Below are 21,464 nucleotides of genomic sequence, written 5' to 3'. Positions count from 1 at the left end.
CCAACGACCTTCAGGAGAACGCCCATGGCACTGTCCCCCTTCCACCTCGCCATTCCGGTTCACGACCTGCCTGCCGCACGCCAGTTCTACGGCGAGACCTTCGGTCTGAGCGAAGGCCGCTCCAGCGAGCAGTGGGTCGATTTCGACTTCTATGGCCATCAGCTGGTGATTCACGAGCATCCGCCGACGCCGTCCCAGGAGTCCGCGCACACCAACCCGGTCGACGGCCATGACGTGCCGGTGCCCCACTTCGGCATCATCTTGGGCTGGAGCGAGTGGGAAGCCCTGGCAGAGCGCCTGAAGGGCTTCGGCACCCAGTTCGTGATCGAGCCCTACGTGCGCTTCAAGGGTCAGCCCGGCGAACAGGCCACCATGTTCCTGCTCGATCCGTGCGGTAATGCGCTGGAGTTCAAGGCGTTCAAGGATATGGGTCAGCTGTTCGCCAAGTAGTACCGTTTCTCTCGCGTCCCTCGACGTCTTGTGATTGCCGCCGATTTCGATCGGCGGCTTTTTTGTGTCGATGGCGATAACGATCCGCTAAGCGAGCCGCCGGAGATGTAGCGCACCAATGGCCAGCGCGACCAGCAGCAATACCGCGATGAACAGCGACACCCCGTTCCAGCCGCCCCAGAACCAGAAGGCGCCGCCCAGCGTTCCGGCGACGCTGGAGCCCAGGTAGTAGCTGAACAGATAGAGCGACGACGCCTGCCCCTTGGCCTGGCTGGCGCGCTGACCGACCCAGCCGCTGGCCAGCGAGTGGGCGGCGAAGAAACCGAAGGTGAAGATCAGGATGCCGATCAGGATCAGGCTGATCGGTTCGAGCAGCGTGATCGCCAACCCCGCCAGCATCATCACGATGAATAGCCAGAAGATCCGCTGACGCCCCAGGCGGTCGGCCAGTGACCCCGCCCAGGCCGAGCTGTAGGTACCCGAGAGATAGGCGATGGAGAGTAGCCCCACCAGCGCCTGACTGACCTGATAGGGTTCCGCCAGCAGCCGGTAGGCGATGTAGTTGTAGAGGGTGACGAAACCGCCCATCAGCAGGAAAGCTTCGGCAAAGAGCCAGGGCAGCCCCCGATCCCTGAAATGGACGCTGAAGCCGGAGAAGACGCTGCGCCAGTTGAGCGGACGCGGCGTGAAGTGGCGCGACGGCGGCAGCCAGCGCATGAACAGGATCGCTGCGATCAGCGCCACGACACCGATGATGCCGAGCGTCCAGCGCCACGGCACCCAATCCACCATCACCCCGCTGATCAGGCGTCCGCTCATGCCGCCGATCGAGTTGCCGCTGATGTAGAGCCCCATCGACAGGCCGACGTAGCGCGGATGGATCTCCTCGTTGAGATAGGTCATCGCCACCGCGCAGAGCCCCGACAAGGACAGCCCCGCCAGCGCGCGCATGATCAGCATCCCCGTCCAGTTCGGCATCACCGCCGCCAGCAGCGTGCAGGCGGATGCCGACAACAGTGCGATCGTCATGATCGGCTTGCGCCCCACCGCATCGGAGATCGGCCCGGTGACCAGCAGCCCGATCGCCAGCATGCCGGTGGCCACCGAGAGCGATAGACTGCTGGTGGCGGCGTCGATACCGAAGGCGTCGGAGAGGATCGGCATGATCGGCTGCACGCAGTAGAGCAGCACGAAGGTGGAAAAGGCGCCGAGGAAAAGCGCCAGCATGGTGGGCCGGTAACCGGCCCGGCCGCGCTCGATGAAAGCATTCTCGACGGCATCCATCTCGCGCTCCAACTGGCGATTCGCCGCCCGTGTCGCGTCGTGGATCTCGGATGGTGTGTGGCGGGACAACCCGATTCTCCCGTTCTCGGTCTCGCTCTCGCTCTCGATATCAGAGCCAGAGCCAGAGCCGGGGCTGGGCGATGGCCCTGCCCGGATGGCATGAAGGTGACGCTTGGTAGGTTACGCCGCCTCGATTAAGCTTTCTAATATATTATTCGATGCTTTTGAGAGGTTTTACGACTCAATGGAACTGCGCTATCTGCGCTACTTCGTGGCCGTGGCGGAAGAGCTGCATTTCAGCCGCGCCGCCGCCCGGCTGGGCATCTCCCAGCCGCCGCTGAGCCAGCAGATCCGGGCGCTGGAAGCCGAACTCGACACCCGCCTGCTGACGCGCACCAATCGGCGTGTCGAACTGACCGCGGCGGGTCTTCTGTTCCTGGAGGAAGCGCGGGAGATACTGGCTCGCACCGAGCGCGCCTCACGGCTGGTCTCCCGTCTCGGGCGCGGCGAAACCGGCCAGCTCAGGATCGGATTCACCACCTCGGTGCCGCTGACCTCGCTGCTGCCGCGCACGCTGATGCACTATCGCCAGCGCTACCCGGATGTCGACCTGCGCATGCATGAGCTCAACAGCCGCCGCCAGATCAAGCCGCTGCTGGAGGGCGACCTGGACATCGGCATCATGCGTCCGGCCACGCTGCCGGAGGGTCTCGACGCCTTTACCCTGATCCGCGAACCCTTGATAGCGGTGGTCAACGACCAGGGCCCGCTCGGCGGCAGCGCCGCGCCGCTGACACTCGACGAACTGGCGCTGCATCCGTTCATCTACTTCTCGCCGGCCGCCGGCACCGGCCTGCTGGACCAGTTCAACGCCCTGTTCGCCAAGCGGGGCCTGACGCCACGCCTGGTCCAGGAGGTCGGCGGCCCCAATACTATCATCAGCCTGGTCGCCGGCGGACTCGGCGTCTCGATCCTGCCGGCCTCCTTTCGACACATCCGGATCGACAACGTGCGCTACCGCCCCATCAGTGACGACGATGCCGTCTCGGAAGTCTGGCTGACCCACCTCCGCCACCAGCAGACGCCCCAGACACGGCATTTCGTCGACCTGGTTCGACATGCCGAAGCGACTTGAGCCGCCTGACGATCCGGCCGCAAACTCCGCTTGACCCGACCCGGCCCTCGCCACAGACTGGCCATGGCGATGCCAGTCATCGCCAGCTTGACGGGGTGCCGGTGGAACCGGCTGAGATCGTCCTGCGCCGCGCCTCCCCGGGCCCGGCGCCACGGCGGATCCCGACGAACCTGATCCGGCTAGTACCGGCGTAGGGATCAAGCGGAGCGCCTCACGTTCTGGAAGCCATCCCGTCGATTCGCGCTCCTCCCGCCTACGCTGTGCGCCGGCCTGACCTCAACGTCATGCCCGAGGCACAAAGCACCATGAAATCACCTCAGTTTCTCTCCGATACCGCTCGCGTCGACAGCGCCGCCATCGCCCCGCTGCCCGCGTCGACCAAGATCCATGTCGAAGGTTCGCGCCCGGACATCCGCGTCCCGATGCGAGAGATCGCGCTGTCGCCGACAAAGACCAGCCAAGGCTTGGAGCCCAACGAGCCGCTCGCGGTCTACGATACCTCCGGCCCCTATACCGATCCCGCCGCCGAGATCGATCTGCGCCGTGGCTTGCCCGAACTCAGACGCAACTGGATCGACGAGCGCGGCGATACCGAACCGCTTACCGGCCCGACCTCCCATTACGGAAAGATCCGCGCGGCCGACCTGCGCCTTGCCAATCTGCGCTTTCAGCTCCAGCGCACGCCGCGGCGTGCCAGACCCGGTGCCAACGTGACCCAGCTCCACTACGCCAGGCAAGGCATCGTCACCCCGGAGATGGAGTTCATTGCCATTCGCGAGAACCAGCGACGACGCCCGGGCGGTGCCGCATCAGGCGATCCGATGCTGGATCACCAGCATCCGGGAGAGTCTTTTGGCGCCAATCTGCCGGCGGAGATCACCCCCGAATTCGTGCGCGACGAAGTCGCTCGCGGCCGGGCGATCATCCCCGCCAATATCAATCATCCCGAGAGCGAGCCGATGATCATCGGCCGCAACTTCCTGGTGAAGATCAACGGCAACCTGGGCAACTCGGCGGTGACCTCCTCGATCGAGGAAGAGGTCGACAAGATGACCTGGGGCATCCGCTGGGGGGCCGATACCATCATGGATCTCTCCACCGGGCAGAATATCCACGAGACCCGCGAATGGATCATCCGCAACTCGCCGGTACCGATCGGCACGGTGCCGATCTATCAGGCGCTGGAGAAGGTCGATGGGGTGGCGGAGGATCTGACCTGGGAGATCTTCCGCGATACCTTGATCGAACAGGCCGAACAGGGGGTGGACTACTTCACCATCCACGCCGGGGTGCGCCTGCACCATGTGCCGATGACAGCCAGGCGCGTCACCGGCATCGTCTCCCGCGGCGGATCGATCATGGCCAAATGGTGCCTAGCCCACCACCAGGAGAGCTTCCTCTACACCCACTTCGAGGAGATCTGCGAGATCATGAAGGCGTACGACGTCTCGTTCTCGCTGGGTGACGGCCTGCGCCCCGGCTCGATCGCCGACGCCAACGACGAAGCCCAGTTCGCCGAGCTGGAGACCCTGGGCGAGCTGACCCGGATCGCCTGGCGGCACGACGTGCAGGTGATGATCGAAGGCCCCGGCCATGTGCCGATGCAACTGATCAAGGAGAACATGGACAAGCAGCTCGCCTGCTGCGACGAGGCGCCGTTCTACACGCTGGGCCCGCTGACCACCGATATCGCCCCGGGCTATGACCACATCACCTCCGGCATCGGCGCGGCCCAGATCGGCTGGTACGGCTGCGCCATGCTCTGCTACGTCACCCCCAAGGAGCATCTGGGCCTGCCCAACAAGGACGACGTCAAGACCGGCATCATCACCTACAAGATCGCCGCCCACGCCGCCGACCTGGCCAAGGGGCATCCGGGCGCGCAGCGACGCGACAACGCGCTCTCCAAGGCGCGCTTCGAGTTCCGCTGGGAGGATCAGTTCAACCTCGGCCTCGACCCGGACACGGCACGTGCCTTCCATGACGAGACCCTGCCCAAGGACTCGGCCAAGGTGGCGCATTTCTGCTCCATGTGCGGACCGAAGTTCTGCTCGATGAAGATCACCCAGGAGGTGCGCGAGAGATTTGGTGGTGATACCGCCACTACCGCCCGAGACGAGCGAGAGGCCGGCCTGCAGCAGCAGGCGGCGCGGTTCAAGCAAGAAGGCGGCGAGCTCTACCGCGAGGTGTGACGCTGCCGCTGCCGTCATGGGCCGCTCGGCGCGTGGCGGTAGCGGACGCCATGGGCGACTTTGGTCGTAACCCGGTTATATGTCATCCCATTTTCGAATGGGCGGATCGCAAAGGGTTCCGGGATGGGTAGAATGCGCGCTTTTGCCCCCGGCAATCTGGCCTGCGCAAGGAGCCCGCGAATGACAGCAGCATCCTCCCGTCCCAATCTGTGGCGACGTATTCCCCTGTGGCAGAAGATCATCGCCGGCCTGGTGCTGGGTGTTCTTGCCGGTGCGGTGATGGGCGAACAGGCCAGCCTGTTCAAGCCCCTCGGCGATATCTTCATCAACGGCATCAAGATGCTGATCGTGCCGCTGGTCTTCTCGACACTGGTGGTCGGCATCACCGGCATGAGGGATCCCCAGAAGATGGGGCGTGTCGGCGCTCGCACGATAGCGCTCTATCTGGTCACCACCGCCTTTGCCATCGTCATCGGCCTGGTTGCGGCAACGATCTTTCAGCCGGGTGCCGGCGCCGATGCCTCGATGAGCGCGCCGCAGCAGGCGGGCGAAGCGCCCTCGCTGGTCGACATCGTGGTCGGCCTGGTGCCGTCGAACCCGCTGCAGGCAATGATCGAGGGCAACATCCTGCAGATCATCGTCTTCGCCATCGGCCTGGGCATCTCGCTGATGCTGATCGGCGAAAAGGGCGAGCCCGTCGTGCGGGTCTTCGAGAGCTTCGCCGAGGCGATGTACAAGCTCACCGCCATCGTCATGGCGTTCGCCCCCTTCGGCGTCTTCGGCCTGATGGCCAATGTCTCCGGACAGTACGGGCTGGATGTGCTGCTGCCACTGGCCAAGGTGATCGGCGTGGTCTATCTCGCCTGCCTCGTTCACGTACTGGTCGTCTACACCGGTCTACTGAGTCTGATCGGTCGCCTCAATCCGGTGCGCTATCTGCAGGGGATCATCGACGCCCTGGTAGTGTCGTTCTCGTCCGCCTCCTCGTCCGGCACCCTGCCGGTTTCGATTCGCTGCGCACAGAAGAACCTGGGCGTTTCGGAAGGCGTCTCCAGCTTCGTGCTGCCGGTAGGCGCGACCATCAACATGGACGGCACCGCGATCTATCAGGGGGTCGCGGCGCTATTCGTGGCACAGCTGGTCGGGGCCGACCTCTCGATGATGGACTACGGCATGATCGTGCTCACCGGCACGCTGGCCTCCATCGGGACGGCTGGCGTGCCCGGGGCCGGATTGATCATGCTCTCGATCGTGCTGGCGCAGATCGGCCTGCCGCTGGAGGCGATCGGGGTCGTCGCGGGTGTGGACAGAATCCTCGACATGGCACGGACCAGTGTCAACGTGGCCGGCGACCTGATGGTCACGACCCTGGTCGGCAAAAGCGAAAAAGAGCTGGACCTGGAAGTGTACAACCGGCGGGGCAAGGCCTGAGCGACAGCCTCTGCCATCCTCTCCAAACGACAGCGGCCCCGTTTTCCAACGGGGCCGCTGCGTGAAGAGTCCTAGCGGGGCACTCAACGCCCGATAGACTCGGTGTACCGAGATTCAGTGTTGACTAGTGGCGTGGTTTGGTGGCGTCCTTCAGATTGCCTTTGGCGGACTTGGCGTCCCCTTTGGCCTGCTGGGCTTTGCCCTTACCTTCGAGTTCGCGATCCTTGGTCATCTTGCCAGCAGCTTCCTTCACCTTGCCGGCTGCCTTGTCGACCTTGCCTTCCGTCTTGTCCGACTTCGAATGCGTCGTCATGGGAGCTACCTCGTTATCCGTGGATATCCTTATCCGCCCGCCGTCGTTTTCGATGCGAAGAGATCGGGAACGGCGAACGTGACTTCAGAGTAGTTCGTCGCAGGGAAGTGGAAACGGGAGATTGGTAAAGATTTGTTCTTACCGAGAGGACTTGCGGCGAAAGGCGATCATGCCGGGAGGATCGGTGCGGGAGCGCGGAAATGGAGACGAAAGAGCGCCATGGAGCGGCGAGAGCCGCCCGGCAACAGGCGGCTCGCTGGAAAACCGGGCGAAAGCGATCAGGTGCGCGAGGTCACTTCCAGCAGGTGATAGCCAAACTGGGTCTTGACCGGTCCGTGGACTTCGTTGACCGCGCCATTGAAGACGACCTCATCGAACTCCTTGACCATCTGGCCACGCCCGAAGGTGCCGAGTTCACCACCCTGACGACCGGAGGGGCAGGTGGAGTGCTGGCGGGCCACTTCGGCAAAGTCGCTGCCGGCTTCGATCTGCTGCTTGAGTTCGAGACACTGCTGTTCGCTGTCGACGAGAATATGGCGGGCGCTGGCCTGTGCCATGACATCACTCCTGAATCTTGATCAATGGGAACCGGCATTCTACGAAAACACGCCACCCGGCGTCACCGCCGTTTTCCGTCTGGATCAACGCGTCTCGAACCGATCCGCAAGGTAGCGATTGATATCGGCGGACTCATACATCCACTCGACTTCGCCATTTTCCTGCTCGATGCGCAGGCACGGCACCATGGTGCGGCCTCCGCCCGCCATGAGCTCCTGGCGGCGCTCCGGATCCCGCTGGATGTCGCGCAACTCGATGGGCAGCGCCAGACGCTGGATCTGATGGCGAACGCGCTGGCAGAACGGGCAGCTCATGAAGTGATAGAGCGCCAGGTCCCGGCAGGCGCGGTCGACGGCAGCCTGAGCTTCGGCGGAGCGCTCGATGGGGGTCGTTGAGAACATGGTCTTGAACCACCTCCTGATTCGGTCATACATGAGATTTGACGCCACCTTCCCGTCTGTCGTTCAGTTGACCGGTGCCCCTGCGTCTTCGCTGTCAGACGTGGTCGCTTCGCTGGCGGCGTGGTCGATCGCGGCGGCTTCCTGATCGTCGATCAGTACCGGAATCACCAGCGGCGCATCGGTCGGTACCGTCATGCTCGCGGGTGGCGCCGTCTCGATCGGCGCGGATACGTAGCGCTGGGCCGGTGGCTCGGGAGGCAGCAGGAAGTCGCTGGAGACCAGCGGCTGCATCGGTTCGGCGTCACCAGGAAGCCGCAGGGTCGCCTGGATCAGCGGCGACGCGAACTGATCCCGGAACTCCTGGCGTGAAATTGCGCCATTCCCATCCGCATCCAGGGTGTGCCAGTCGCCACCCAGCCCCAGTCGTTCGACATCCAGTGGCAGCAACGAACCATCTCCATCGCTATCGACGGTATCGAAGACATTGTCGGCACTGACCTGACTGAGCCCCTGGGCCGTCGGCCGGTCGACGACGACGTCGTGATTCGTCGTGTTCGAGGCGCAAGCCGCCAGCCATAGCATCATGGGTATCGACACGAGCCATGCCTGCGGTCGCACTGCGGTTCTCGCATTCACCCATGGGTTGAGATTCGTCGCCTTTGCCTTCATCCGTTCGTCTCCCTCGAAATTCACATCCGATACCGACGATGGCATCATCGCCGCGGGTTCCGCAGCGTGCCGTCATCCAGCCGCTGCTGCCAGTTCTGCCACAGACTCAGCCGGCTGGATTCACCGACTTCACGCCCGCCTCCACCCAGTTTGCTGATCCAGAGATGGCTGCCGTTGAAGCTGTAGATCGGCAGCAGGTCGTTTCGACGGGACGCCGGCTCGATCCGCTTGTCGATGTTGTCCAGCACCACCGGTGGCGTCGTCGCGCTCGATGCCCAGGTCACGACCATATGGAACTGGTCGTAGGGAATGTACTTGACGTAGTGCAGGCGCAATTGATTGTCCGGCACGCCGAGCTCGCGCAGCGTCAGGTACTTGGCCATGGCGAAATCTTCGCAATCCCCCGCGCCGACCCCGAGAAACTCGAAGGGCGTGGCCCAGTAATCCTCCACGTGCCAGACCTCGATATCGTCGACGAAGCGCAACTGGTTGAAGAAGTCGTTGACCCCGGCCAGTTGCATGTTTACCGAGCGGCCCTGAAGCCGATCGATGAGCACCTGCCACTGCTGGATGCGCTGCCATCCCGCCTGGCCATAGATCGAGACCACCTCCTGTCGCGGCGGCAGCTTCGGCAGGGCCTGGGCCACGGGCCCGAACTGGAACATGCCCAGCAGGCAAAGCAGACCCAGCAGCGGCATCACCCAGTGGCCGATGCCCCCTCGAACGACGCTCGTCACCATCGGCTCAGGCCCGGCCGGCCAATCGATGCCCCCGGTGTCACTTCAATGCCAACGGGGAGATCGGGGCCAGATAGCCCTGATAACCATCGGCGCCGACCGCCTCCACCCGTTGCCGCTGCTCGTCCGACTCGACCCGCGTCACGATCACTTGCGACTCGACCTGATGAGCCGCCATGCAGAGGCTTCTCAGGAACTCGGTATCCACCTCTTCGCGGACGAAGAAGCCCTGGTCGATCTTGACGTAGTCGGGACGCAGCCTGGCCAGATAGGCCATCGCCTGAAGGTTTCTCGCGAAGCGGTCGACACCGCAGCGGGCGCCGAGGCGATGCGCGCTGCGAAACAACTGCTGCACGACATCGAGATGATCGAGCGCGATCTCCTCGCTGACCTCCAGATCGAGCCGCTCGGTGACGCGCGGATGAGACTCGAGCCAGCCGATCAACTCGCGGTAACGCGCCGGTTCCGCCAGCGAGTCCGCCGTCAGGTTGATGGCCAGCCTGCCCTCGAAGCGCGCCACGTTCTCTCCCAGGCTCTCCAGGACCGCGCGATCGAGCTTCGCCCCCAACTGAAAATGGTTGATGACAGGGAGGAAGGTATAAGCCGGATGCTGCGTGCCCTCTTCGTCGAGACGCACGAACACCTCGCGGTGCAACTCGCTGCCGTCGATCCGCAAGACCGGCTGTGCGACGAAGCTGAGACTGCGCGTCTCCAGCGCCCGATCGATGACCTGGCGCCACTCCTGCCGTCCCCGCGCCGCCAAGGTATTTTCAGGACGCACCACGACCCAGCGCTGGCGCAGCTCGATCGCCTCGCGCAGTGCGCTATCCGCCCTAGCCAGTACGCCTTCGCGGGTCATGCCTGGCTCTTTCAACACCAGGCCGGCCCGCGTATGTTCGAAACGGGTCTCGACCAGTGGATTGGCATCGACGACATCGTCGAGACGGTCCAGAGTATCCTTGAGCCATCGCTCCCGCGTCTCGTCGTCGCAATCCGGGAGAATCAACGCGAACTCCTCGGCGGAGAGCCGGGCGGCCAGAACGGCACGGCCTTCCAGTTGCGCCCCCTTGAGATGACTGCCCAGGCTGCGGATCGCCTGGTCCCGAGCCTCGAAACCGTCACGCCGGTAGAGCTCCTGCAAATGATCGATGCGCAGAATCGCCAGAGCGCCTCCCACCGGCGCCGCCAGCCACTCGTCGAGCGCCCGCGCCAGATAGGCCCGGTTGCCCAATTGCGATACCGCGTCCTGCTCGGTCAGGCGCTGCAGACGGACGACCTGCTCCGCCTGCTGCTCGAACTGCTGGTTGAGTCTGGCGCCCAGCCGATTCACCGACTCGGTGATCCCCTGAAGTTCGCGGATACGGCTGGGTTCCAGCGCTTCGTCGAAACCGTCGATCTGCATGTCGGAGATGCGCCGCGAGAGCCGATTGAGCGGGCCCAGCAGCCGTTTGATACCGATCACGCAGAGCACCACCACTACCAGCATGCCGATCGCCAGCCAGGTCAGTAGCTGCAGCGCCAGGTACCAGAGCTGATCGTAGGCGCCGGCTCGTTCCGACTCGACCCGGATGCTGCCGAGCGCCGACCAGCCGCCACTGATCTCGCGCTCGCTGACCGCATCGGGCAGCACCACCAGACGCTGGAACCATTGGGGCGTGTCGCTATCGCGCCGCGAGTCGATCACCAAAGGCTCTTCCCTTCCCACGGCTTCGAGACGGAGCCGGCGCACCGATCCCCCATCGGCCGCCGCTCGCATGAGTGTTTCGGCACTGGTCCAGTCGCCGATCTCGACGAACGGCACCAGGGACAGGCTCAACGCCTGGGCGAGATTGTCGACGTCGGCTTGCTGGCGCTCGGCCAGCGACGCTCGGGTCTGGTGCACTTCGATCGCGAAGATACCGGCCGAGAACAGGAACAGCAGGCCGACCATGATGGCGATCGAACGTCGAAACAGGCTCATGGAGCTCTCCTCGTCAGCCCCTTGGGCGGTCGTTGGCAGGGTTCACCCCGGGGTAACGATCACCGGCGTCCCCGATCATGGCAGTGTCCACCTGGAGCGTGTCCAGCAGTTGCCCGGTCGCGGAAAGCAATCGGTAATTGGCCTGACGTAGCGCGAACGTCGCCTGGACCTGGGCCTGCTGGGCATCATAGAGCTCGGTCTCGCTGTCGAGCATGTCGAGCAGCGTGCGGCGACCGATGTCGAACTGCTTGCGATAGTTGACGCGGGTCTGTTCGCTGGCCTCGACATGACGTTGCAGGAACGGCAACTGGCTGGTGACGTAGTCGCGCGCATTCCAGGCCAGCCGCAGCTCGTCGCGGATCTCGCGCAGGGAGCGATCGCTGTCATAGCGCACCGCACGCAGCGACTCCTCCCGGGAGCGCATCTCGGCGACGTCGATACCGCCGCGATAGAGATTCCAAGACATCACCAGGTCGGCACTCCAGTCATCCGCGTCACTGCCTTCGTAATCGTAATCGCGGCTGGCCTGTCGGCTCGCCTCGGCGCGGAAGGTGGGCAGGAAATTGCCACGTTCGGCGGCGACCTCGTGCTGGGCAGCGGCGATCGAATGGGAAGCGGAAATGACCAGCGGATTGTTGGCCGTGGCCATGGCCATGGCGGCGTCGAAATCGCCGGGCACGCCGTGCATGTCGACGTCCTCCGGCAAGGTCAGGTTCCTGGGTGATTCGCCGACATAGCGGATGAAGGCGGAAACGGCGTCGTCCAGATTGTTGCGCGCGGCGATCAGACTTGCCTGGGCCTGGGCAAGGCGGCCCTCGACCTGACTGGTGTCGGTAGCCGTGCCGGCCCCCAACTCCTCACGGCGCCGGATATCGGCCGCGATGCGCTGGTGAGTGTCGACGTTGCGTTGCGCCAGCTCCAGCAGGCGCTGCGACCGCAACACGTCGAGATAGCTCTGAACCGTGACCAGGCCTACCTGATTGGCCGCCGCCGCGACCTGCCAGCGCTGGTAGTCGCTCTCGGCATCCGCCTGGCGGATGCGCTCGATCGTGGTGTTACCGTCCCAGATCAGCTGCGACAGGGTGAGATAGGCGCGCCGGTAGCTGTGGGGGTCGCTGGACTGCGAGATGCCGTCGGTCTCGCTCTCGTTCTCGCCATAGCCGACGCGCGCTTCCAGATCGACGGAGGGAAGGTAGGCGCCACGCTGCGCCCTGGCATCCTCCAGGTTCTGCTGATAGCGCGCCATCTCGGTGCGCGTACTGGGATATTCCATGACAGCCTGGGTCACGGCCTCGGTCAAGGTTTGCGCCTGAGCGCTGCCGGCTAATGTCGCGATACCGGCGGACAGAACCCATCTCTTCATCATCACGCTTGTCTCACCCCGTTTCTTGTCTCGCAGCGCACTCATCGTTCACGCATCGCGCCCTGCTGCGCCCGAAGTATCGGTTTCAGCAGGTACTGCAAAATGGTCTGCTCGCCGGTAATGATGTCTACCGTGGCCTGCATGCCTGGAATGATCGCCAGGTCGTCGACGTTCTTGCCCAGATGATTGCTATCGGTGCGCACCGTCACCTCATAGAACGTATTGCCCTTTTCATCCTCTTCGGTGTCGGGGCTGATTCGCATGACCTGCCCCTTCATGCCGCCGTAGATGGTGAAGTCATAGGCCGAGAACTTGACCGTGGCGGGCTGGCCGGCACGAATGAAGCCCACATCCCGCGGCGAGATCTTCGCCTGGACCAGCAGTTGGTCCTCGATCGGCACGATCTCCATCAGGCTGGCACCGGGATCGACCACGCCGCCGATGGTATTGACGTTGATCGACTGCACGCTGCCTCGAACCGGCGACGTGATCAGAGTGCGATCGACCCGATCCTGAAGACTGACGCGGCCCTGCTGGAGACTGTCGAGCTTGTTTCGCGCTTCGGTCAGGGCGTCGGCGCTTCGCGAACGGAACTGCGCGGCAACGTCCCGCCGCTTGCTGATCGCTTCCTGCAACTCCGACTGCTTGGCCGGGATCGACAGTTGCGCGGACTCCAGCTCACCGCGCTGGTCGTTGACCTGACGCTGCAGATTGAGCAGGTCGACCTGGGAGACGATGCCCTCCTTCACCAGCGGCGCGGTAATACCCAACTGCTGGCGTGACAGTTGATAGCTGCGCGACAGCGAATCCGCCTTGGCCCGCAACTCCTGAAGTTCCTGCTGACGCTGCTGAATCTGCGCGGCTGCCTGATCGAGCTGGGAACGCAGGCCGTTGATCCGCTCGCTGTAGGCGCTGGAGGCGGCGCTGTAGATATCCTGATTGGTGGCCTCGAACTCATCGCTCAGCGGAATCTTCTGGGCCGACACGCTGACCTGATCCCGCCACTCCGGGGCGTCGGGCGATACCGTGACCGAGGCAAGTTCCGCCTGGTACTGCGCCACGGAGGCCTGCAAGCCGGCCAGGGTCGAGTTGCGTTCCGCCAGGTCGGAGGTCGCTCGCGTCGGATCGATCCGTGCCAGCGGCTGGCCGGCGTCGACCACGTCGCCTTCGTCGACGTAGATCTCGCGGACGATGCCGCCTTCCAGGTTCTGGATCGTCTGTAGCCGGGAAGAGGGAACCACCTGCCCGGTGCCACGCGTCACCACCTCGATGCTCGACAGCCCTGCCCACACCAGGAACGCGATGAGCGCGGCCAACAGCACCCAGATGATGATGCGCGATCGCCACGGCGTCGCCAGCAGTGTGGCGGCGCTGGCATCGTCGGCCAGCTCGAGCTCGCGCGCGCTTGGCCGAGGCCACTTGACGACATTATCCGCGCTGGCCATGGCGCACCTCCTGCTGGCCGTCGGCCTGGGGCATTGCGGAGTTCGTTTCCGCGGGGGCCTGGACGCGACCCTCGTTGAGCGCCTTGAGAACGGTAGGCTTGGGCCCATCGGCGATCACCCGACCGGAATCCAGCACGATGATCCGATCGGCCACTTCCAGCATCGAACTCTTGTGCGTCACCAGCACCAGGGTCTGGCTTCGCGGCAGGTCACGCAACGTGCGGCGCAGCATTGCCTCCGCGCGGTTATCCATGTGCGAGCCGGGCTCGTCCAGCAGCAGCAGGGAGGGATTGGTCAGAATCGCTCGCGCCAGCAGCACCGTCTGGCGCTGTCCGCTGGAAAGCAGTCGTCCTCCCTCGCCGATCTGGCGATCCAGGCCATCGGGATCGCGTCGGGTGAACTCGCCCACCCCAGCGATATCCGCCGCGCGCTGGACCGCCTCGTCACTGGCGTAGGGGTGGCCGAGGATGATGTTGTCGCGAACCGAGCCGAAGAACAGCGAGCTGTCCTGGCCGGCGAACCCGATATGCCGGCGCACGTCTGCGGGATGGATCTGGTTGATATCGAGCCCGTCGATTCGCACGCTGCCCGCGGTCGAACGATAGAGACCGCTCATCAGCCGCTCGACGGTACTCTTGCCGGCGCCCATGCGGCCAATGATCGCCACCCGCTCCCCCGGTTCGATGGTGAACGAGACATCGGCCAGTACTTCCGGTGACTGCTCGCCGTAACGAAAGCCAACGTGATCGAACTCGATGCGCATGTTGAGCTTGTCGCGATGGACGTAGTTCTTGGCCTCTTCGACCTCGTCGGGCAGGTGCATGATCTGGTCGATCGCCGCCATGGCGCTGCGGGTCTGACCGAAACGCGTAATCAGCAGCGCCATCTGCGCCAACGGCTGTAGCGCACGGCCGGTCAGCATCACGGCCGCGATCAGCCCGCCCATCGACAGCTGGGCGTTGCCGATCAGGTAGACCCCGAGCACCACCAGCGCCACGGTGGAGAGCTGATTGACCGACATGGTCAGCGACGAGACCGAGGTCGAGAGATTACGGCTCTTGACGCCCCACTTGGCAATCTCCCCGACGGCCCGCTCGTAGCGGCGTTGGGTCTCGCCCTGGGCATTGGCGAGCTTGATGCTCTCCAGTCCGGCCACGCTCTCCACCAGCCGTGCGTGCTTTTCCGTCGCCAGGCGCGAACCCAGCTCGATCGAGCGCTTCAGCGGCCACTGGATGATGATGCTGTAGCCGATCAGGATCAGTAGCGCGACGATGGGCACCCACACCAGCGCACCGCCAACGATCCATACCACCAGCAGAAACAGAATCGCGAACGGCAGATCGACCAGGGTGGTCATGGTCATCGAGGTGAAGAAATCGCGAACGGAATCGAACTCCTGTAGATGCTTGACGAAGGCGCCTACCGATACCGGGCGCGCCTCCATCCTCAGATTCATCACCTTGGCGAAGATCTTGGCCGACAGCAGTACCTCCGACTTCTTGCCCGCCGTATCGAGAAACCACGATCGGACCTGGCGCATCAGCAGGTCGAAACCGACCACGATCGCCATGCCCGTCGCCAGCACCCAGAGCGTATCGAACGCCAGGTTCGGCACCACCTTGTCGTAGACGTTCATGGTGAACAGCGGTGCCGCCAGGGCGAACAGGTTGATCAGTAGCGAGGCGATCAGAACGTCGCGATAGATCGGTGTCGAGAGCTTGAGCGTCGACCAGAACCAGTGCCCTTCGGCGAGCTTCACCGTCTCCGGCGCGCGCGCATCGAAACGATGTTCCCGACGAGCGTAGATCACCTGGCCGGTGGCCTGTTCGATCAGCGACGCCATGTCGACGGTCTGGGTGCCGTCCGCTTCCGGCAGGTAGACCGTCGCCTGCTGGCGCTGGGCATCGCGCGCCAGCATCACCACGGCACGCCGCCCCTGCAGGATCACGATGCACGGCAACAGGATATCGGCCACGCGATCGGCGCGCTGACTCACCAGCTTGGCCGAGAGCCCCGCTTTCTGAGCCGCTCGCGGGACCAGCGACAGCGTCAGCCTGCCGTCGTCCAGCGGCAAGCCGTCACTGATCACATCGGCCGATTTCGGCGTGCCGTGATGGCGGGAGAGAAAGACCAGCGCACCCAGTAGCGGGTCGATCTCCTTCTCCCCGGCCGGATCCGGGCGAAGCGGTGTCGGTTCATCAACCAAACCATTGGTCTCCTGTCATTCCGCGGCCATCCTCAGCCGTCGAGATTCGTCTTGAGGTTGCCGTGATCCAGCAGCGACTTGATGATTTCGGTATCCGAGCCGCCGAGCGTTGTCATATCGACGTTACTGAAGACGATCTTCTGCGTCACGGCACCCTCCGGACCACCTGTCTTGATCTCCAGCGTCGAGCCGCCGCTGGTGGCGGCGCCCGGCGCGCCGCTGGCCTCGCCCTTGACGAAGTGCAGCTGCTGAGCCGCCAGTGAGGCCAGGTCGGCGTTGGAGAGGCTCGGGTTCCCGATGTCGAGCATATCGGAGAGGTCGAGCCGGTCACCGCCGTCACCACCCTTGAAGTCGGTGATGCGATCAATCGCCGGGGCGCTCGGGGCGCCCTGATCGCCGCGCATCCAGGCAAAGGTATCGCTGCCGTCCCCGCCCGTCAGAATATCGTTACCCTTGCCACCTTCGAGACGGTCGGCGCCAGCGCCGCCATCGAGCGTGTCGTTGCCGGCGCCGCCGGTCAAGATGTCGCGACCGGCACCGCCGCTGAGGATATCGTTGCCCTCGCCCCCGCGCAGGATGTCGTCACCGTCGCCTCCGGTGAGGATGTCATTGCCCTTGCCGCCGATCAGCACGTCGTCGCCCTTGCCCCCAATGAGCGTCGTGCCGCTGTCGTTGGCCATCAGGGTGTCGTCGCCGTCGCTGCCGGTCAACGTCTGCCCGCGCTGGTAGTCGACGGTTACCGACGCCGTGTCGGTGCTCCCCTGACTATCGGTGACGGTGTAGTCGGTTCTCAGCGTAGAGGTCGTGTCGGCGGCGTTGGCGTAGCCGATCTTCATCGACAGGTCGTAGGTCTCCGGGCCATAGCCGTCGAAGAGCCCGGTGCCGCTGTCCTTCACGTTCATGACCGCAACGGTGTAGCTCTTGTCCCCGCTGCTCGAGTTGGTGAAGGTGCCACCGTTGGGCAGCGCGGTGAAGCCATTATCCCCAGCGCCCTTGTAGGCCAGCGCCACACTGCCCGCGACGCCGGTCGCCAGGGTCAGGGATTCGCCGGCACGCAGGGTCAGCGTCATGAGATCGTTGGCACTGCTCCCGAATCCGAACAACAAACTCCCACCCGCCAGAGTCCCACGCACCACGGTCGCCGCGGTGTTGGCCGCCTGGGCGGCGGTAGAGAAGCTGCTGCGATCGAGAGTGAAGCTGTCGACGCTGCGCTTGTCCTGGGTCTGTACGCTGGCTGCGGTGAAATCGGATGCACGATCCTTCCAGCCAGTGGTCAGCGTCAGCCCGTTGGTGGTCGCCGTGCTACCCGCCGCAATGGCGTCATTGGCGAGCAGCACGTCGGCGCCAACGCTCAGATTCGGACTCAGGATATTGGTGATGATGTGGTCGTCATGCGCCGAGGTGACGCCGTTCTTGACGTTGATGTTCATCACCCCGCTGGCGGTGTCACCGTCGGCGTCGCTCAAGGTGTAGCGAATGGCGTCGGTGCCAAAGCTGCCCAGCTTGGCCGTGTAGCGGTAGCTGCCGTCGTCCATGTCCATGACTAGCTTGCCGCCCAGCTCCGTGGTGATGCCAAGCTGGTGCGAGTTGCCGTCATAGGTGTAGGTGGCTCCGCTCGACGAGGCAGAGACAGTGCCGCTGCTCTTGTCGAAGGTGTAGGTCACGCCGTCGACCACCAGGCTCTTGATGTAGCCGCCATCCCCGCCGAGTGACGACAACCCATGCGCGCTACCGCTCAACAGGCCATCCTGCAGCAGCGGCATCTGCACCGTGCCGCTCACGACACTGGAGAGCGTGTCGAGATTGGTGATGACCACCGCATCGGTGTTATCGCCGGTGCGGCCATCGTAGGCTACCGGGTTGAGATAGGTCTGACTCACGTCACCACCGATCCCCAGTGCCAGCGAGTCGATCGCATTCTTGCCGAGAAACGCCTTCCAGGCCGCCTCTTCGCTGGCATCGATACCGTCGCCCCGATTGACGTCCACGGTATTGCCCGGGTTGGCCTGCGATGCCGTCGGGTAGGCGCTCGACAAGGTGGGCTCACCATCGGAGAAGAAGTACGAGACGTTCTGCACGTCACCGGTCAGCTTGCCGCTGCCGTTCCAGGCAGTCTGGGCATTGCTCAGCGCGTAGTCATAGTTGGTGCCGCCATTGGCCTGCAGGGCTTCCACCGCCTTGAGTGCATCGGAGACCGTCATCCACTGCTTGGGTGAGCTATCGAGCTGATCCGAGAACGGCGCCAGCGCCACCTTGACGTTCCCGATGTCGTCGTACTTCGTCAACATCTCCTTGATCGACTGCTGCAGCACTTGGAGACGCGTCTGCTCGACGCCACCAACGGTCACCTTGTCGTTCATGCTGGCGGAGGTATCAACGATCAGGAGTACATTGGTGTTGATTGCCCCCTGCACGAAGCTGATCGACTGGGACTGGGTAACCGGCGAGTCGTCTTCGACGGTGATGGCGATACTGGTATTGGCACTCAGGCTGCCATCGCTGACCTTGACCCCGAGGTTGAAACCGAGGGTGTCCTCGCCTTTGCCGGGGTGGTCCACGCCAGCCTTCAGGGTGACCTGATACTGGCCATTGGCATCGATGGTGGCGCGAATCACCTCCTTGCCACCGGCCGATCCGATCAGCGTGCCGCTGTCGCTGCCGCTCCAGGTGATTGCCGCACCCCCCGAGCTCAGCACCGTGGTCGGCGCCGTCAGCGTATAAGTCAACTTGTCGCCATCGACATCGGTGGCAATCACGCGGCCGCTGGCGGTCGCGGAATCCGTGGTATCGGACGTCCCCAGCGTATCCGGCGCGCCGCCCGGCAGCCCCTCCTCTGAGACGGTGGCGCTGTAGCCCTGGGCTGCGACCAGCGGCGCATCGTTGACCGCATGCACGGTGACCGGAATCGCCACGCTGGCCGTCGCGGTGTCGCCGTTGCTGCCCTCGGTCGAGGTGACCGCGGCGGTCAGGTTGATCGTACCGTTGTAGTTGGCGGCCGGCTTGAGCGTCAGCGTGTTGAGATTCCAACCGCTTAGATCGACGCTGGTTTGCCCGCTGCTGCCGACGACGGTGTGACTGCCATCGCTCAGGGTGGCACCTGCCGGAATACCGCTCAACCTGACGCTGCCGAGCGTCTCCGAACCGTCGGTATCGGTCAGTGCCGCGGCGATCTTGGACAGATGGATTACCGAGTCCTCATCGCCTTCGTTCATGGCGTAGAGCTGATAGTAGCTGTTGCCATTACCGTCGCCGCCAAGCAGCCCGGAGTGGTTGACGTTGGCGGCGTCGAGCGCGCTGACATCCTGCATCAGCACGTAGTTGCCAGTGTTGAGCGGGACTGCGGTGCCACCGTTGACGCCGACATTGAGGCTGTAGTTGCCCGCGCCCGCCTGGTTGTGATGATAGAGGTCCAGCGTGTAGTAGCCGCTCACGCTCGGCTTGAACGAACCTGAGTAGGCACCGGCGGAGCCACCCCAGGTGGCCTGAGCAACCACATTGCCGCCGACCAGCAGACGGATGCTGTCATCGCCGACCCCGCTGAAGGCGTAGGTCTTGCCCGCCTCCAGATACATCAGGCCAGAGAGGTGCGTCCCGGTACCAGCGGCCACGTTGCTATTGACGGCATTGGTGGTATTGCCACTGCTCGCCGGCGTGCCGGCAGCGTCGATCGTCGACTGAAGTGTTGCAGGATTGACGCCATTGCCGTCGGTACCCAGCGACAGATTGGCAAAGGTCTCCTTGAGCAACCCGCTGCCGTTGGCGCTATTGCCGCTCAGCGTCAGCGAGGGCGCATCCGCCACTGCCGTGACATTGATCGTGGCTGTCGCCGGCGTCGCATCCTTGCCACCCTGATTGTCGGTCGCCGTGTACTTGAGCGAAGTGGTACCCGACCAGTTGCCATCAGGCTTGAAGTAGACCGTCGCCCCATTGTTGCTAGCCGCGACGTTGGCTCCGGCAGCCAGAAGCTGGGTGCCTGCCGCATCGCTGTAGAACTTGCCGTTGGCCCCCAGGGCGGTGATCTGAAAGCTCGCGATCGAACCATCCACATCCGTACCCGACAGGTTGACCGCGATGAGTGGTGACGGGTCTTCGGTGCCGGTGACACTGACATCCCGCGCCTCTGGCAGCTCGTTGGTACCCGCGATGGTCACCGAGATCGTCTTCGCCGTGCCATCGAGAGTGGTCACCGTGAAGTTCTCGACCTTGCTCTCACCCGCTTTCAGATACTGCACGGCGCTGTTGGCAACGCTGTAGCTCCAGTTCCCCCCGGCCGTGATGGCAAGGGCACCCAGCGTGCCGGCGGCAGCACTGGCATTGCCTGGCACGAAGGCACTCTGGGCATAGTCAGCGTCGGTGACCGTCAAGGCACCGTTGGTCGTCAGGTTACCCGAGACATTGACGTTGCTGTCCTCGATCACCGAGCCGGTGTCGGCACCCGTGATGACCGGTACGTCGTTGGTGCCGGTCACCGTCACGGTCAGTGTCGAGGTGGCGGTGCCGCCCTGGCCGTCGCTGACGGTATAGCTGATCTGGGTGGTGTCCTGCTGACCTGCGGCCAGGCGATCGAACGCCGTGCCCGGATTGAAGCTGTAGGAACCATTCGCGTTCAGCGTGAAGGTACCGCCGTTGGAGCCGGCGATGGACTGCCCCACGCTCCCTGCCACGCCATTGACCGCACTGACGCTCAGCGTGCCGCCGTCGACATCGCTGTCGTTGGCCAGCACGCCCTGGGCGGCGGCGACGTTGAGGGTGGCGTTCTCACCCGTGCTGCCGGTATCGGCAACCGCGACCGGGGCGTCGTTAGTGCCGGTGACTGTCACGGTGAGCGTCGAGGTGGCCGTACCACCCTGGCCATCGCTGACGGTGTAGCTGACCTGGGTCTTGTCAGTCTGCCCTGCAGCCAGGCGATCGAACGCCGCGCCAGGGTTGAAGCTGTAGGAACCATCCGCGTTCAGCGTGAAGGTGCCACCGTTGGAGCCGGCGATGGCCTGGCCCACGCTGCCTGCCACGCCATTGACCGCACTGACGATCAGGGTGCCGCCGTCAACATCGCTGTCGTTGGCCAGCACGCCCTGGGCGGCGGCGACGTTGAGGGTGGCATTTTCACCGGTGCTGCCGGTATCGGTGCGAGCCACCGGAGCATCGTTGGTACCGGTCACCGTCACGGTCAGCGTCGAGGTGGCAGTGCCACCCTGACCATCGCTGACGGTATAGCTGACCTGGGTCTTGTCGGTCTGACCCGCGGTCAGGCGATCGAATGCCGTACCTGGGTTGAAGCTATAGGAACCATCCGCGTTCAGCGTGAAGGTGCCGCCGTTGG

At 64.1% G+C, this 21,464-nt stretch carries 15 protein-coding genes and 1 riboswitch (1 of these 16 cut by a window edge); of the genes, 4 read left to right on the top strand and 11 right to left on the bottom strand.

Going from position 1 to position 21,464, the window contains the following annotated elements:
- The first annotated feature begins 24 nt into the window (after nucleotides 1-24).
- Nucleotides 25-450: a VOC family protein gene (locus AAGT95_RS11120; RefSeq protein ID WP_110602910.1), complete on the top strand. Its 426-nt coding sequence runs from the start codon at nucleotides 25-27 to the stop codon at nucleotides 448-450.
- Nucleotides 451-537: 87 nt separating this feature from the next.
- Here AAGT95_RS11120 and AAGT95_RS11115 read toward each other — a convergent pair whose 3' ends face one another.
- Nucleotides 538-1,803, bottom strand: a complete 1,266-nt coding sequence (locus AAGT95_RS11115) for an MFS transporter (protein ID WP_342593821.1) — start codon at nucleotides 1,801-1,803, stop codon at nucleotides 538-540.
- A 175-nt stretch (nucleotides 1,804-1,978) separates the two neighbouring features.
- On the opposite strand from AAGT95_RS11115, the gene AAGT95_RS11110 reads away from it, so the two are divergent.
- The 3 genes from AAGT95_RS11110 (at nucleotide 1,979) to AAGT95_RS11100 (ending at nucleotide 6,492) form a co-directional block, all read left to right on the top strand.
- Nucleotides 1,979-2,869, top strand: a complete 891-nt coding sequence (locus AAGT95_RS11110) for a LysR family transcriptional regulator (RefSeq protein ID WP_342593820.1) — start codon at nucleotides 1,979-1,981, stop codon at nucleotides 2,867-2,869.
- A gap of 81 nt (nucleotides 2,870-2,950) precedes the next feature.
- Nucleotides 2,951-3,083: riboswitch (TPP riboswitch) on the top strand.
- Between the two features lie 91 nt (nucleotides 3,084-3,174).
- On the top strand, nucleotides 3,175-5,061 hold the full coding sequence (gene thiC / locus AAGT95_RS11105; protein ID WP_342593819.1) for a phosphomethylpyrimidine synthase ThiC: 1,887 nt from the start codon (nucleotides 3,175-3,177) through the stop codon (nucleotides 5,059-5,061).
- A 180-nt stretch (nucleotides 5,062-5,241) separates the two neighbouring features.
- Complete coding sequence (locus AAGT95_RS11100; protein WP_110602902.1) at nucleotides 5,242-6,492, top strand: dicarboxylate/amino acid:cation symporter; 1,251 nt, start codon at nucleotides 5,242-5,244, stop codon at nucleotides 6,490-6,492.
- A gap of 124 nt (nucleotides 6,493-6,616) precedes the next feature.
- Here the strand turns inward: AAGT95_RS11100 and AAGT95_RS11095 are convergent, their stop codons facing one another.
- From AAGT95_RS11095 to AAGT95_RS11050, 10 genes are all read right to left on the bottom strand, one after another.
- On the bottom strand, nucleotides 6,617-6,805 hold the full coding sequence (locus AAGT95_RS11095; protein WP_110602900.1) for a CsbD family protein: 189 nt from the start codon (nucleotides 6,803-6,805) through the stop codon (nucleotides 6,617-6,619).
- A gap of 278 nt (nucleotides 6,806-7,083) precedes the next feature.
- The gene (locus tag AAGT95_RS11090; protein WP_110602898.1) at nucleotides 7,084-7,362 is read right to left on the bottom strand and encodes a peptidylprolyl isomerase; all 279 of its coding nucleotides are present in this window, start codon (nucleotides 7,360-7,362) and stop codon (nucleotides 7,084-7,086) included.
- A gap of 84 nt (nucleotides 7,363-7,446) precedes the next feature.
- On the bottom strand, nucleotides 7,447-7,764 hold the full coding sequence (locus AAGT95_RS11085; protein ID WP_342593818.1) for a glutaredoxin family protein: 318 nt from the start codon (nucleotides 7,762-7,764) through the stop codon (nucleotides 7,447-7,449).
- A gap of 63 nt (nucleotides 7,765-7,827) precedes the next feature.
- Nucleotides 7,828-8,361, bottom strand: a complete 534-nt coding sequence (locus AAGT95_RS11080; RefSeq protein WP_342593817.1) for an EF-hand domain-containing protein — start codon at nucleotides 8,359-8,361, stop codon at nucleotides 7,828-7,830.
- A 116-nt stretch (nucleotides 8,362-8,477) separates the two neighbouring features.
- Complete coding sequence (locus AAGT95_RS11075) at nucleotides 8,478-9,173, bottom strand: transglutaminase-like cysteine peptidase (RefSeq protein ID WP_342593816.1); 696 nt, start codon at nucleotides 9,171-9,173, stop codon at nucleotides 8,478-8,480.
- Nucleotides 9,174-9,210: 37 nt separating this feature from the next.
- The gene (locus AAGT95_RS11070; RefSeq protein WP_110602892.1) at nucleotides 9,211-11,130 is read right to left on the bottom strand and encodes an EAL domain-containing protein; all 1,920 of its coding nucleotides are present in this window, start codon (nucleotides 11,128-11,130) and stop codon (nucleotides 9,211-9,213) included.
- A gap of 13 nt (nucleotides 11,131-11,143) precedes the next feature.
- On the bottom strand, nucleotides 11,144-12,496 hold the full coding sequence (locus AAGT95_RS11065) for a TolC family outer membrane protein (protein ID WP_342593815.1): 1,353 nt from the start codon (nucleotides 12,494-12,496) through the stop codon (nucleotides 11,144-11,146).
- A 38-nt stretch (nucleotides 12,497-12,534) separates the two neighbouring features.
- Entirely contained in the window at nucleotides 12,535-13,938 is a 1,404-nt protein-coding gene (locus AAGT95_RS11060) for an HlyD family type I secretion periplasmic adaptor subunit (protein WP_342593814.1), read from the bottom strand.
- A complete protein-coding gene (locus tag AAGT95_RS11055; protein WP_342593813.1) occupies nucleotides 13,922-16,144 on the bottom strand; it encodes a type I secretion system permease/ATPase in 2,223 nt (740 codons plus the stop codon). Before AAGT95_RS11055 ends, AAGT95_RS11060 begins: the two co-directional genes overlap by 17 nt.
- A gap of 32 nt (nucleotides 16,145-16,176) precedes the next feature.
- On the bottom strand, nucleotides 16,177-21,464 hold the 3' portion of the coding sequence (locus AAGT95_RS11050) for an Ig-like domain-containing protein (RefSeq protein WP_342593812.1). Its footprint extends 25,330 nt past the window's final position; the window shows 5,288 of its 30,618 coding nt (coding positions 25,331-30,618); its start codon lies beyond the right edge, outside the window; it ends in the stop codon at nucleotides 16,177-16,179.

The sequence above is a fragment of the Salinicola lusitanus genome, from assembly GCF_038648475.1.
GTDB classification, from domain to species: domain Bacteria; phylum Pseudomonadota; class Gammaproteobacteria; order Pseudomonadales; family Halomonadaceae; genus Salinicola; species Salinicola lusitanus.
This window is presented reverse-complemented; position numbering and strand designations above follow the sequence as displayed.